At 40.4% G+C, this 13,372-nt stretch carries 13 protein-coding genes and 14 tRNA genes; all 27 read right to left on the bottom strand.

Annotation, left to right across the window (positions count from 1 at the left end):
- Window positions 1-43 precede the first annotated feature (43 nt).
- The 27 genes from DWW33_RS14600 to DWW33_RS14475 all read right to left on the bottom strand — a co-directional run bounded on the left by DWW33_RS14600 (window position 44) and on the right by DWW33_RS14475 (window position 13,270).
- A complete protein-coding gene (locus DWW33_RS14600; protein ID WP_118639753.1) occupies window positions 44-532 on the bottom strand; it encodes a pyridoxamine 5'-phosphate oxidase family protein in 489 nt (162 codons plus the stop codon).
- Window positions 529-756 carry a hypothetical protein gene (locus tag DWW33_RS14595; RefSeq protein WP_117841681.1) on the bottom strand — a complete coding sequence of 76 codons (228 nt, stop codon included), beginning with the start codon at window positions 754-756 and terminating at the stop codon, window positions 529-531. Before DWW33_RS14595 ends, DWW33_RS14600 begins: the two co-directional genes overlap by 4 nt.
- A 306-nt stretch (window positions 757-1,062) precedes the next feature.
- Window positions 1,063-1,135: transfer RNA gene (locus DWW33_RS14590), tRNA-Lys, on the bottom strand.
- Window positions 1,136-1,205: 70 nt separating this feature from the next.
- Window positions 1,206-1,277, bottom strand: a tRNA-Gln gene (locus DWW33_RS14585).
- 36 nt (window positions 1,278-1,313) lie between these two features.
- A tRNA-His gene (locus DWW33_RS14580) sits at window positions 1,314-1,387 on the bottom strand.
- Window positions 1,388-1,433: 46 nt separating this feature from the next.
- A tRNA-Arg gene (locus DWW33_RS14575) sits at window positions 1,434-1,507 on the bottom strand.
- Between the two features lie 22 nt (window positions 1,508-1,529).
- A tRNA-Gly gene (locus tag DWW33_RS14570) sits at window positions 1,530-1,600 on the bottom strand.
- Window positions 1,601-1,606: 6 nt separating this feature from the next.
- Window positions 1,607-1,681 (bottom strand) — tRNA-Pro (locus tag DWW33_RS14565).
- A gap of 124 nt (window positions 1,682-1,805) precedes the next feature.
- Entirely contained in the window at window positions 1,806-2,315 is a 510-nt protein-coding gene (locus DWW33_RS14560; protein WP_118639752.1) for a metallophosphoesterase family protein, read from the bottom strand.
- A gap of 13 nt (window positions 2,316-2,328) precedes the next feature.
- Complete coding sequence (locus DWW33_RS14555) at window positions 2,329-2,928, bottom strand: XTP/dITP diphosphatase (protein ID WP_022243474.1); 600 nt, start codon at window positions 2,926-2,928, stop codon at window positions 2,329-2,331.
- A 1-nt stretch (window position 2,929) separates the two neighbouring features.
- On the bottom strand, window positions 2,930-4,009 hold the full coding sequence (locus DWW33_RS14550; protein WP_118639774.1) for an N-acetylmuramoyl-L-alanine amidase family protein: 1,080 nt from the start codon (window positions 4,007-4,009) through the stop codon (window positions 2,930-2,932).
- Between the two features lie 11 nt (window positions 4,010-4,020).
- Window positions 4,021-5,736, bottom strand: coding sequence for a lectin like domain-containing protein (locus tag DWW33_RS14545; RefSeq protein ID WP_118639751.1), 1,716 nt, complete (start codon window positions 5,734-5,736; stop codon window positions 4,021-4,023).
- Complete coding sequence (locus tag DWW33_RS14540) at window positions 5,733-6,890, bottom strand: THUMP domain-containing class I SAM-dependent RNA methyltransferase (protein WP_117947596.1); 1,158 nt, start codon at window positions 6,888-6,890, stop codon at window positions 5,733-5,735. Before DWW33_RS14540 ends, DWW33_RS14545 begins: the two co-directional genes overlap by 4 nt.
- Before the next feature lie 63 nt (window positions 6,891-6,953).
- A complete protein-coding gene (locus DWW33_RS14535; protein WP_117698510.1) occupies window positions 6,954-7,244 on the bottom strand; it encodes a rhodanese-like domain-containing protein in 291 nt (96 codons plus the stop codon).
- Between the two features lie 115 nt (window positions 7,245-7,359).
- Window positions 7,360-7,536, bottom strand: a complete 177-nt coding sequence (locus DWW33_RS15745) for a hypothetical protein (protein WP_158561539.1) — start codon at window positions 7,534-7,536, stop codon at window positions 7,360-7,362.
- Window positions 7,537-7,895: 359 nt separating this feature from the next.
- Complete coding sequence (locus DWW33_RS14530; RefSeq protein ID WP_117841677.1) at window positions 7,896-10,265, bottom strand: Crp/Fnr family transcriptional regulator; 2,370 nt, start codon at window positions 10,263-10,265, stop codon at window positions 7,896-7,898.
- Window positions 10,266-10,319: 54 nt separating this feature from the next.
- Window positions 10,320-10,763, bottom strand: coding sequence for a DUF1700 domain-containing protein (locus DWW33_RS14525; protein WP_118639750.1), 444 nt, complete (start codon window positions 10,761-10,763; stop codon window positions 10,320-10,322).
- 39 nt (window positions 10,764-10,802) lie between these two features.
- Window positions 10,803-11,411, bottom strand: a complete 609-nt coding sequence (locus DWW33_RS14520) for a hypothetical protein (RefSeq protein WP_118639749.1) — start codon at window positions 11,409-11,411, stop codon at window positions 10,803-10,805.
- Window positions 11,412-11,490: 79 nt separating this feature from the next.
- Entirely contained in the window at window positions 11,491-12,432 is a 942-nt protein-coding gene (nudC, locus tag DWW33_RS14515; RefSeq protein ID WP_118639748.1) for an NAD(+) diphosphatase, read from the bottom strand.
- A gap of 75 nt (window positions 12,433-12,507) precedes the next feature.
- A tRNA-Arg gene (locus DWW33_RS14510) sits at window positions 12,508-12,581 on the bottom strand.
- Between the two features lie 31 nt (window positions 12,582-12,612).
- Window positions 12,613-12,696: transfer RNA gene (locus tag DWW33_RS14505), tRNA-Leu, on the bottom strand.
- A 3-nt stretch (window positions 12,697-12,699) separates the two neighbouring features.
- A tRNA-Val gene (locus tag DWW33_RS14500) sits at window positions 12,700-12,772 on the bottom strand.
- 4 nt (window positions 12,773-12,776) lie between these two features.
- A tRNA-Asp gene (locus tag DWW33_RS14495) sits at window positions 12,777-12,850 on the bottom strand.
- 18 nt (window positions 12,851-12,868) lie between these two features.
- A tRNA-Ile gene (locus tag DWW33_RS14490) sits at window positions 12,869-12,942 on the bottom strand.
- A 6-nt stretch (window positions 12,943-12,948) separates the two neighbouring features.
- Window positions 12,949-13,021, bottom strand: a tRNA-Thr gene (locus tag DWW33_RS14485).
- Window positions 13,022-13,096: 75 nt separating this feature from the next.
- Window positions 13,097-13,168: transfer RNA gene (locus DWW33_RS14480), tRNA-Glu, on the bottom strand.
- A 30-nt stretch (window positions 13,169-13,198) separates the two neighbouring features.
- A tRNA-Asn gene (locus DWW33_RS14475) sits at window positions 13,199-13,270 on the bottom strand.
- Between the last annotated feature and the right edge of the window lie 102 nt (window positions 13,271-13,372).

The raw sequence follows: 13,372 nt of genomic DNA, 5'->3' as shown, positions 1-13,372 counted from the left end.
TTCTACTTTATCAATATTTCTTTGTCAATCTCCTGTTATTCTGTTACTTTTTCAACCCTTCCGGAACCGGTCTTCTTTTTGCGCCGAATTCGCTTACATCAATCCGAATCACATTGACAATGGATACCAGTTCTTCATTAAAAGTAAAATCTCCTCCGGTCTGGCATTTCATCAAAATAGAAAGTGCCTGCATTTTCTCATTTACATCCTCTACGATAACAGCTTTCCCTTTTCCCATAACACAGGAATAGGAATTACCATACTGACATGCCACCTTTCCTTCAAATGGCACCACATCACACTCCATTTCAAAGCATACCTTCGGATTCTTCTCTATCAAATCATACTTATAACCCTTCTTTGCTCCATGAAGGTAAATCACCATTTTCCCATCTTCATAGGTATAGCCGTAATTCATCGGTAACACATAAGGCTGGTCACCATCCACAAGTCCCACATGCACAATCTTGCAGGCATCCATAATCTTAAGGATTTCATTTATATCTGTTACTTCACGTTCTCTTCTTGTCATGCTTTTTCTCCTCCAAGTACATCAAACATATCTTTCTTTTCTTCTATACACTGTAATAAAACTGCTAAATATTCGTCTTGTTCATTAAACTCTAATTCCATTTCTCCATTTGGATCATAACCAAAAATACTTTCATACTCTTCTCTTGCTTTTTTTAATTCACCTGTTTCTTTCCCATAATACATTGTTTCACCATTCCTTCCAATCTTTATATATTTCTCCAAAGATTTTTGAAAGCCTTCCTAACACCTCATTGTCTTAATCATAAAGCATTCTACCTAATTACGCAAACGCTTCTTTTTCTCCTTTTGAAGATGAAATGAAGACGAAGATATTCAAAATCCCTCTTAAAAATAAAATAAAGATAAAAATGTCAGCCTCTTAGTATTATTTTTCTTTACTCTTCCCATCGGACTTTACATTTCCGTGCTGTTTCATTCTTCCCACAACCCCCGCATTAATAGCGGCTTTACAGATATTTTTTCGTACAAAAAAACGTCATTCATATGAATGACGCTTTTCACTGTTAATGAGACATCGGGGATTCGAACCCCGGACAACTTGATTAAAAGTCAAGTGCTCTACCAACTGAGCTAATATCCCATACATATTTAGTTCGATAAGTGCTCTTTCTGAATCCTTTTGGAATCCTTCAAGATACATCGCAGCTTAACTGGGCTAGTTGGATTCGAACCAACGTATGCAGCAGTCAAAGTGCTGTGCCTTACCGCTTGGCGATAGCCCATCAATTTTACAAAAGATGCTCTAACCATCGCATCAAGGTGGATACAGGGATTCGAACCCTGGGCCTCCAGAGCCACAATCTGGCGCGCTAACCAACTGCGCTATACCCACCATAAGATTCCGGCCATCAGGCGGTCTCTCTTCCCTCTCGGGAAAATGTGCTCGAAGGGATTCGAACCCCCGACCCACGGCTTAGAAGGCCGTTGCTCTATCCAGCTGAGCTACGAACACATATCTAATTTTCCAATTAGAAAGCGGGTGATGGGAATCGAACCCACGTATCCAGCTTGGAAGGCTGGTGTTCTACCATTGAACTACACCCGCATGAAGTCGGGGTGACAGGATTCGAACCTGCGACCTCCTGGTCCCAAACCAGGCGCTCTAGCCAAGCTGAGCCACACCCCGTCAACGCTATTTAAATTTCTTTTTCCGTGACGCAAGACATATTATATTATAGCATATACCAATTGTCAACATTTATTTTCAAATTTTTTCAAAAAATTTTTACAACTCCGAATCTTGCCCCAATTTATAAAGGTTTTTTGGGTTTTTCTTCTTCAGAAAGGTATTTGAGCTGATAGTCCGGAGTACCATTTGCGTCGATTTCCATCACGATATAAGACGGCAGATGTCCATCCTGACGAGGATATGATGTGCTGCCCGGATTCAATGCCACTACACCATGATCCTTTTCTATAAGCGGTCTGTGGGTGTGTCCGAACATTACAATATCCATGCCTCTTCCCCTTGCCTCTTTCTTGATATCCTCCAGACCGGCAGAAACATAATAGTAGTGTCCATGGGTAATCAATGCCTTTAATCCTCCGATTTCAATTTCCTTTTCTTTCGGAAGTTCAGAGAAAAAGTCATTATTTCCTGCCACAATGTCCAGTGGACATCCTGCCAGTTCCGTAATATAGTCCTCATAACCTTCTGCATCTCCCAGATGAATCATACGATCAAAAGGTCTTTCTTTTTCCATAATCGTTATCAGATTTGCATGTTTCTTATGGGTATCACTTACTATCAATACTCTCATCTTTTATCTTCCTTTATGATAAACCTTTTCCCATGAGTGCTTCTTTCATTGCGCGTAATGCTTTTCCACGATGACTCATTTCATTCTTCTTATCCGGTGGCAAGCTTGCTGTGGAGCAGTTATATTCATCCACATAAAAGATTGGATCATAGCCAAATCCATTTTCACCCTGAGGCTCAAATCCAATATATCCCTCAATTGTCTCACGGGTTACCAGTGTTTCTTTATCCGGTAATACAGCCGCAATTGCACATACAAAGCGTGCGGTCCGCTGTTCCTTTGGTACTCCATTCAGACGGTCCAAAAGATTCTGGTTCTTTATGGTATAAGAGGTATCTTCTCCCATATAACGGGCAGAATATACACCCGGTTCCTTATTCAGATAATCAATTTCCAGACCAGAATCATCAGCTAAAACAATAGCATCTGTATATGCTGCCACAGCCTTTGCCTTAATCAGTGCATTTTCTTCAAAAGTAGTTCCATTTTCTTCAATATCCACGCTGATTCCGGCTTCTTTCATAGAAAGAATCTCTACATCAAGATCCGATAAAATCATGCGGATTTCTTTCATCTTGTCCTTGTTTCCTGTTGCAAATATTATTTTATTCATCTTAATATCCCTCCTGGAATGCCCGGTAAATTGCATTATAAATTGCCTGTGCTGCCTCTTTCTGATATGCCTCATCATTCAACCGGTTCAGTTCATCCTGATTTGTCATAAAGCCTACTTCTATCAATGCTACCGGCATCTCTGCTGTTCGTATAATATAAATCTCGTGTCCTTTTACAATTCCCTTACTGGTACTTCCTAACGCCGCTGTCATTTCTTCTAAGCAAATCTGGGCTAACTGCATACTTCCATTTTCCTCAGATGCCTTCTCTTCATCATACATGACTGCTGTTCCGTTGATACTGGACATTCTTCCGCTCTTGGTAGAATTATTATGTACGCTGATAAAGAGGTCTGCTCCGGCTTTGTTTGCCATATCTACACGCTGTTCAAGACTTGGATTGCTGTCATCCGTTCTCGTATAGTAGACTCCGACGCTCTCATCTCCTGCTTCATCAAATAATTCCTTTACTTTAAGCACTATAGCAAGGTCAATATCTTTCTCATTAATGCCCTGCTTTGTAGCTCCCGGTGCATTTCCACCATGTCCTGCATCTATTACCACAACTTTATCATAGACTTCATGTGGTGTCAAAAAATCCATATAAATATAATGCTCGTCAGATGTCTTTTGTAATTCCACCACACTATCTAAAGAGATCTCAATTACACCATATTCCGGCTCACTTTCATAAGTCAGATTATCTATATGATAGCTCTTTCCTATCATTGGATAGTTATAAAGATAATTCTCATCTGCTCCCGGAATTTTAATGGTAATGGTCTGGGTCAGATAGTCATTTTCTACGCTGACATCTTCCGGTGTCACATTTTCCGGTAATGCAATACGAAGCTGCTGATCAAAGCTGATGCCCTCCTGGCTGTCTACATTTGCCGTATTATACTGCAGCATTTCCAGCGCATCCATATTTTCCTTGCGCTCGATGGCTTCCTGTGCCCGAAGTTCCCTGTTTTCCTCTGCCCGGATATGAAGTTGTGGAAAAAACAGCAGCGTTCCTGCCACAATAATGCTTATGGCAGTAATAATCACGGTAGCTGCTTTAATAACTTTCTCTTCCATCCCGCTCTGACTTACCTTTCTTTTGCATATGCTTTTATACAAAGATTTGCAGACTGGGTTTCTTCTACATTTTCCCAGTTCTTGCCGTTGGTACTGATATATCCCTCTCCATCGGAAAGATCTACGTTTCTGGTTGATTCATCTGCCTTATATTCAATTGCCATTGGATGCACGGAATCCGGAGTCTTTATCATCAGTACAATGGCAAATTTTTCTCCCTTGTTCACTGCAATTTTCTTATCAAAAGTAACGGTATAGAAACCTGCATTATCAAACTTTCCGGAAGCTGCTTTCTGCCGTTTGGACAGACTTTCCCTTCCATCATAGTCCTTTACTACATATACTTCATATTCCGTATTTTTTCCGGTTGCATAGAAGCCTGCTGCCTCTAAATTCTCATTGTTTTCCGCTATATATACATTTGCTCCGTAAATGGTATCACGGTTGTATCCCAGCTGACCGACCCAGCCACATAAATCGGACTGATAAATCGTATCATAATTATCGGTATCTTCTACTCCGGTATAAACCAGATTGTGAATTCCTACATTGGTATCATAATAAGAGACATAGAATACCCCATTGTCTCCAAAATCTTTTCCCCAGCTGTTCTGGCAGATAAATGCACCGTCTCCCTCTAAATCTCCCGGGAAATTCTCTTTTGCATAACTGTCATCCCAGCCAATAATCGCCACATCATGATTCGGCTTTTCTGAACCAACATAGCAATAAGAATTGGTCTCCTGATTAAAATATTCGGAACGGCTGTTGACATTCTGCAGTGTACTGTAAATAGAAGTCTCGACTGCACCATATTTAAAAACTGCCTCTTTAATCTTCTCCAAATCCTTGCTTTCAATAATCTGCGCTTCCTGCACATGTTTGACTGGAGCTAAATTCTTTGTCAGCTCACCGTCATATGGGTCGTCCTTTTCCAATACCGGTCCCTGCCATGCAGTCAGATATGCCAGGCTCATAGTATACTCTCCACCATCATTCTGTCCTAAGCCAAAACTGTTTCCAAGGCTCATGTTATCGGTTGAAAATACATCATTTTCTTCCGGAAGCAGCATGGATTCCAGTGCTGCCAGGGAAGATGCAGCCCAGTAGGTTCCCTTATTTCCCTGGTTCTTCACCTGCGGTGCTCTTCCTCTCTCCCGCAAGTCATAATGAGATGGCAGAATGCTTGTCTCAGAAGAAGTATTCACCACCACTGCTTCATTTTTGTTAACATCCCAGGCATAAGAATAACCAAGCTTCGAAGCAATGACTTCTGCCGGCACATAATAACGGTCATCAATCCGTGTCAGTGCGGAAGAAAATTTCTCCTTCTCATCATTTATCTGCACTTCCGGGTCATCTAAGCTCATCCACAAGCTGTCTGAATATTTTTCTATCAAAAGAGCCGTGTCATCATAAAGATGCACGCTGCAGTTATAACTGTCCCGAATCAAGTCCAATGGTACCATCAGATTCAGATTTTCATCCATATAGATTCCATTGTCCTTGTTGGTATATACTTTATTATCAATCGCTACCGTAAGATTCTTCTCATTGATGCTTTTTGCAATCAGAGGGTTCCAGTCGCTGCTCTGCAAATCTGCACCACGGAACTGCCCGATTTCTTCGGTTACACCCTTAAAATTGGCAAATTTCAGTATCAATGCAAGAACTAAAAGTAACGTGAATACTACATATCTCTTAGAATAACGTACTTTTTCCCTCACTCTTTTGTCCCTTTCCGTTTTGGTGGCTTCGGTCCCATGAACTGATAGAAATATGTCTTTAACATTCCATTATAAATCTTGCGGTTTTTATCCGGTTTTCTTCCGATATCCTTTGGTGCATTCTCATAGCTGGTAATCAGGTACATAGACCATGAATCCAGCCTTCTGTATGCCTCACCAATTGTCCGGTATAATTCCGGCAATGCCGCCTTTTCTTCCAGCCGCTCACCATATGGCGGATTGGATATGATAAATCCGTATTTTTTCGGATGGTTCAACTGGCTTACCGGTCTCTGCTGGAAATGAATCATGCCATCCACACCGGCACGCTTTGCATTATCTCTTGCGGCACGCACAATTTCTTCATCAATATCATATCCCTGGATATCCACCTTAATATCGGTATCCACCATTTCCTGGGCTTCATTTACCGTATCATACCAGAGCTGACGCGGTATCAGGTTTGTCCACTGCTCTGCTAAGAAACTACGGTTCATGCCCGGTGCTATATTGGCTGCAATCATTGCTGCTTCAATCGGAAATGTTCCACTTCCGCAGAATGGATCTACTAAAATTCTGTCCTTATTCCATGGTGTCAGCATTATCAATGCTGCTGCAAGGGTCTCTGTGATTGGTGCCTTACTGGTCAGAGTCCGGTAGCCTCTCTTATGTAAAGATTCTCCGGAGGTATCTAATGCTGCCATTACTTCGTCCTTCAACAGGAAAATTCGTACCGGATAGGATGCACCACTTTCTTCAAACCAATTGGTATGATATTTCTGTTTCAGCCGTTCTACCATTGCCTTCTTAACAATAGACTGGATGTCTGACGGACTGAATAATTTACTCTTTATGGAAGAAGCCTTGGTGACCCAGAATTTACCATTTTCAGGAATATACTCTTCCCATGGAAGTGCTTTGATTCCTTCAAATAATTCATCAAATGTCTCCGCTTTAAATTTTCCTACCCGAAGCAGCACACGCTCCGTTGTACGCAGGAAAATATTTGCACGGCAGATTGCCTCTGCATCACCAATGAAAGTCACTCTTCCATCTTCCACCTCTGAGATTTCATATCCCAGATCATATATTTCTTTTTTCAAAACTGATTCTAAGCCAAAATGACATGGCACTGTTAATTCGTATGTTTTCATATGTTCTTTCTCCATTATCACTACTATCTTATCTGTTCTAAATGACACTGTCAATGTTCTTTTCTATCCATTTAGTGCATTTAGGCCTCCAATCAGAGTATATATCTGATATCCCTGCCGCGTCAGTCTTTTTGCTGCATACATACTTGTATTTCCATACTCACAACACAGCAGTATCTTGCGATTTTTCGGCAGCTTATGCTCCCAGTGTTCTATCTCATCATAAGGATAACAATGGGCATTTCTCAAATGAAATACCTGAAAATCCTCCCTGCTTCTCAAATCAACAATATATATCTGTGGATCATCTTTTAGTTTCCATAATTCCGCTACACTGATAGCCGTAAATCTCATATGCCATCTCCCCCAAAAATCTCCTGACTTTTTCTGCTATAAAAAAACAGATTACAAAGTGTTCCTTGTAATCTGTTTCTTATTTTAATATATGCAGTTTTTCAATAAGATTGACCTAGTAATTACATTTGTTGGATGTCTTGTTATCCGCCTTATTATCACTTCTGTTGCTGGTCTTATTGCCTGCTTTGTTGCCGGTTTTGTTATCCGCATTTTCAAAATCATTATCAGCATTCATTGTGCGGTTTACATTGCTTGTTTTGTTTTTTGCATTATCTGCATTTTTTGCCATAATATCGCCTCCTTTTTTTATCAGATACTTTTTCTTTTGATTCTCTGATACAGTGATATTATTTCTTAATTTCTTATTATTATTCTCATTTGCATTGCATTTTAAAAACTTTTATATTATAATTTTTTTCGTATAAGAATTGTTTTTTTATACAGTTATACCCCTTATTAATTATTTATACTCCCCTCAAGAAAGCCACAGGAATCCTAAGATTCATGTGGCTTTCTTATTTACGCGAGTAGCGAGAAAAATCTGGGAGAAAAGAAGGAGCCAAGCTCGCTTGAGCAAACTTCTTTTCTACTCAGATTTTGCGAGCACCGCGATAGCTCGCAAAACGTATTTCTCGTAGTTATTGTTCTTTACATATTATAGAAATTCATATTTTCCTGCAGTTCCATATTCATCTCGCCGCCGTTCTTCTCATATCTGGTACGGAATCCATCGATATGACGCAGTTTACGTTCCTGGAATATTTTAAACCGGCTAATCATATCCTGATACATCGGGTTTGCCTCTAATGCATCCCTGTATTTCTTGGCAAACGGACAATAACGGAACAGAATATCCCTTGCTACACGGTTCAGGCGGAAACTGCCGCCTGCCTCGTATTTAATCCATCCGATATAATCAGAAATAAATACTTCACGATAGTTATTCTTTGACTTCCAGAGTGTATTCTTAATCTTCTCCTTTGCCTCTGTGGATAAATCACGATTTTTCCGATAGTACTGGATATAATCACAATATTCTGAAGTTAGGGATTTCTCTGTAATATCATTCCAACGCATTCCCTGTATCTTACGGCACATTTCCCAACGGAATCTTCCGCAGGTCTCTATCATCATATCCTGCAGGCTGTAGATAGTCATAACCGGGAAAACAAATCGGGCGGATGTATCACGTTTTACTCCGGCAGTCTCCTGCCACATCATTGCTTTCATTCCCACATTCGGCATCAGAATAACATCTGGAAATACTTCTTTTTGCACCGGTTCAGCATTTACACCATGCATCGGATCTGAAAAAATCACTTCACGGTAGAACAACGAATAATCAACTTCACGGACTTTTTTGATTGCCTCCTCAATCCGCTCTGCAGTCACCAGCATCTTCTCTGCTTCCTGCACCATGTCATGCTTGCTCAGAATCGGACAGAAGGTACTTACTTTTCCATAAGTTGCCCGGTTCGTTGACACAAACATATTATTCATCTCATATTTGGTCTTTTCCCAGCAGTCTGTTTTCAACCGCTCCATTCCTGCTGCATCCAGCTTACCCATCCGCTTCTGCTCTGCCAGATATCCATTATAATCCAGGTCAAATTCATTCCGGCTTGGTTCATTCTTTCCTTCATAGATGCTCTTTAGCCACTCAAACATGGTATAGACATGGTCGCTTTTACACTTGAACAGTTTATCTGTCAAATCATAAAGTTCATTAGCGGTATCTTCTCCTACCATTCCCACATCCATAAATCCAAAATTCAAAAACATCTGAATAACCGGGTCTAGGTCATCCGCATCTTTCATGGCATGCTTAAATACATTTTTATAAGTAGCATAGAATAATGCTGTCAACTCTTTCCGAAGTTTTCTCGTTTTCTCATCATTATCAAAATTATCCGGAATTGCATCATATTCATGCATTTTGCTTCGAATTTTATGTACATCCTCTGCTGCCACTCCTGCATATTCTAAGATATGTACCAGACAGTCCTCTGTTTCTTCTTCCTCTTCTCCATCGGTTTCCGCATATTCCTGTTCCAGTAAATCTTCCGTTCCCTGAACCAGCTTATCCTCTGCCTGCGGCTTTGGTACTTCACCAATCAGTTCTCCTGCAAAGTTATATATTGCATCTGCCTTTATCTTTATATTGCTAAAATCATAAGTCTGATATTCCGTAATTCGTTTGTCCCGTTCTCCTGCATCTCCCAGACGGTTGTCCTTGATAAACTGTAACAATGGCTCTATTGCCTGTCGTATTTCCTCGATGTCAGCTCCACTTGCTGCTGCACGGGCTGCCATGTCAAAATAAAGCTGTAATAAATCCATTCGATTGGTATCCAGATACAGATTTACATGCTCCTGTAAATATTCTTTTGCATGGTCAATCTCTCTTACCGCTTTGCACATAGCTCTTGCTGCCTGCATAATCTGTCCCGTCAGCAAATCCTCTTTCTGCTGAAAGAAATCCATAGTTCCACTATTCCCAAGTTCTGCCAGTTCATGGAAATAATCCGCTTCCCATTTCGGTGCCATATTGGTTCTTACATAAGGCTGCAGGCTCTCTATTCTCCGGAAACTTTTCTCCTGAATGCAATATTTTCTACATAACTCCTGATATTTCTGATACATTGCCAGTGCAAAGCTATAATATTTTTCTGTACTGTTTTGAAATCTCTGGTTTCGTCCAAGCATATGGTCTGCCTCACGAATTGCCACAGATAAAAATGCTGCTGCATATTTCGGCTGACTGATAAATATCTTACCAAAGTCCTCCGGAGCATGATAATGAAACGGATAAAGTGTTACATCATCCGCTGCCACATAATCTGCTATATATTCTTCTTCTGCACAATCCATCAGACCTATTATATTACCGCTTCCAATCTGCACTTCTTCCAGCTTAGACACCTGTCTCACTGTTCCATGAATTACCATATACAGTGCATTTACCGCTGTTCCATGCTTGATAAAGCATTTCCCTGCCGGGACCTTAATCATTGCCATAACACCAATTCCTCTGTTATTTCTATATTAAAATTACTTTATTATACTTGCTTATTAAAATCTTTTGTTCATCCCCATTGCTATAAATAAAAAGAAAATGATTGCTACCGGAAGCAGAACCGGAAGTAAAAATGCAACTACCTGTGCAAGCAGAATTATAAGCAAAATTACAAACAGAAATACTGTCGCTAATATAAGCCAGATTCGAATTTTAATCTTCTTAAAAGAATACTCTCCGAAAGCTGTTTCCTGCCCATCCATTTCCTTTTGTGGTTCTGCTGTAGTTTTCTCTGTCGTTGCATTTTCTGCATCAATTATGCTTTTTGCAAGAAGTCTTGGATTTCCTAATTCTGCAATTACTTCAGCCTCCGTCTTTCCTTTATGAGATTCTGTAAGAATATATTCTTCATAATAGAGGAGATTATCATTCACCGCCTGCTGGCTTACCCTTCCCTGCAAAGCCTTTCTTAATTCTGTTAGGAATTCCTCTCTTGACATTTATTTTCCTCAACTCTTCTATTCCATTACTTTTTTGTTTTATTTTTTTATATAGTAGGAATTAGTTATTCTTCCGCTATAAATCAAATAATCAATTCCTACGCTTGTGCCAGAACTGCTCTCACGTTTAATCCAGTCTCCGTCACGCGTATAAGTTCCTTCCGATACATCTCCATTATCATCCTGTACATAAGTTCCATCCGCTTTAAAGGTAATGAAATATACCACATTATTACTATTCTTAAATGTACAGGTAGCATCAAAAGTATCTCCATCCGGTATCTCACCTTCATATAAATAATCTTTTGCAATCAGGTATTTTCCCTGTTTTACAAGATTCTGTACATCGCCACCATCGGAGGTCAGTGTAAGCTTATTTCCATCCATGACAAATGTTCCTGATGCCAGCTCTACTGCCTTGTCTCCCACACTGATATTCTCTTTATAAGTATTATTCTTTTCATTAAATGTAATTTCAAAAACAGTCGATGAATTATCGCTTGACATAATTTCACATGAATAAGTTCCAAGACTTCCACTATCCTTTGTCTTTACAGCAATTACCGCTACAATGGCTACTACTATAATAAGCACTGCTGCAAGAACTGATGTAAGCTTTGCATTCGCCTTTTTACTCTCATTCTTCATTAATAAATCAGTCCTCTCTGAAAAGATTTTTCACTTCTATATCATATATTTTTTATGCAAAACTGTCAAGAAAATGTAGTTATTGCAAACATTTTTCGCCATTCTGATAGAAATTCTCCATCATCTCCCTGGTAAGACTGATTTTATCATCCATGCCTGCAACCTGTTCTCTTGGTACCCATTCTGCCAGTGAAAGTTCGTTCTTATCTAAAGTAATGGCATCTGTTCCTTCCACTCTGGCATAAAATCCCATCAGAAGATTGGAATCAAAGCCCCATGGCTGACTCTTATAGTATACAATATCCTTTACTTTCAATCCTACTTCTTCCATGACTTCCCTGCGAACTGTCTCTTCCGCAGTTTCGCCAATTTCTGTAAAACCTGCAATCAATGCGTATTTCTTATATTCCCTGTCTGAATATTTTGTCATCAATATTTTATTATCGTATATTACTCCCACAATTACTGCCGGAGCAATTTTTGGATAAACCATATTGCCACAGCATGCACAACGCATCATCCGCTCCTTCGTATCCTGCTGCAATTCCTTTCCGCATCTGCCACAATAACGGTTATCCCGATACCACACATACAAATGATATGCCGTTGCCGCAGCAAAACAATCTTTCTTTGAAACTGTTTCCCGCAGGCTGCGAATCGTAACCCATTCCATATTTCCAATATTATGGTTCTGCTTTTTGCTCTGCCTATTGACCTGCTCATCAAGCTGCTTTTCTACCTCTTTTTCTGCTTCTTCCTTTGTCCATACATTCAGCAGATAATACTGTACATCATCAATAGAAAACAGATATTGCAATCTTTTGTTACCGAATCCGTCAGCCTCTTGTTCTGTCTCTTTTATAAGTTCTTTTGAAAACTCTTTTATATAGAAGAAACTGATTTTAGAATCTTTTTTTACCAGGAGTTTATTTCCCGAAAATAAAAATACGATATCCTTATCCCGGCATTCTCTCTGTTGATATTCATTGTGAAATTTCATTGGTGCAATATCCTGTATCATACCTGCGCCACCCTTTTTTATATAATAAAAAGACCCCAAATCTCTGCTAAACAAAGATTCAAAGTCCTTTTTCCACGTGCGTGAGAAGATTCGAACTCCCGACACCTTGGTCCGTAGCCAAGTGCTCTATCCAGCTGAGCTACACGCACATATTAAATTATTACATACCATCGGTATGAATGCCCGCGACCGGAATCGAACCGGTACTGTGTCACCACAACAGGATTTTAAGTCCTGCGCGTCTGCCAGTTCCGCCACGCGGGCATATGGGACCTACAGGGCCCGAACCTGTGACCCTCTGCTTGTAAGGCAGATGCTCTCCCAGCTGAGCTAAGATCCCAAAACGACCCAAGCGGGACTCGAACCCGCGACCTCCGCCGTGACAGGGCGGCGCTCTAACCAACTGAGCCATTGGGCCAAAAAAAATAGAAAAAAGTGGACCTTCGGGGACTCGAACCCAGGACCGACCGGTTATGAGCCGGTTGCTCTAACCAACTGAGCTAAAGGTCCATATAAAGCCGATGATCGGACTCGAACCGATAACCTGCTGATTACAAATCAGCTGCTCTGCCAATTGAGCCACATCGGCGTATGCCTTCTGCAGACTATGAACCCAGCCTTTCAGCCAATCTTGCAGTTTACAATCCATGAGTTTTCACCCAAGTGACTCCGACGGGAATCGAACCCGTGCTACCGCCGTGAAAGGGCGATGTCTTAACCGCTTGACCACGGAGCCATATATTATTTATCAATGTTGATAAAAAAACTCCCCGAGTAGGGCTCGAACCTACAACATCACGGTTAACAGCCGTGCGCTCTACCATTGAGCTATCGAGGATTATGAATAGGCTATGCTATTTTATAACATACCTTCAAAACTACATACAGGAATCCGAAAACTTTATTTCTAAGATGGTCATCTCAAATGCTTCGCATTTTC

The organism is Roseburia sp. AF15-21 (genome assembly GCF_003479505.1).
Lineage (GTDB): Bacteria > Bacillota > Clostridia > Lachnospirales > Lachnospiraceae > Roseburia_C > Roseburia_C amylophila.
Note: the sequence above shows the minus strand (reverse complement) of the source record. Positions and strands in the feature narration are given on the sequence as shown.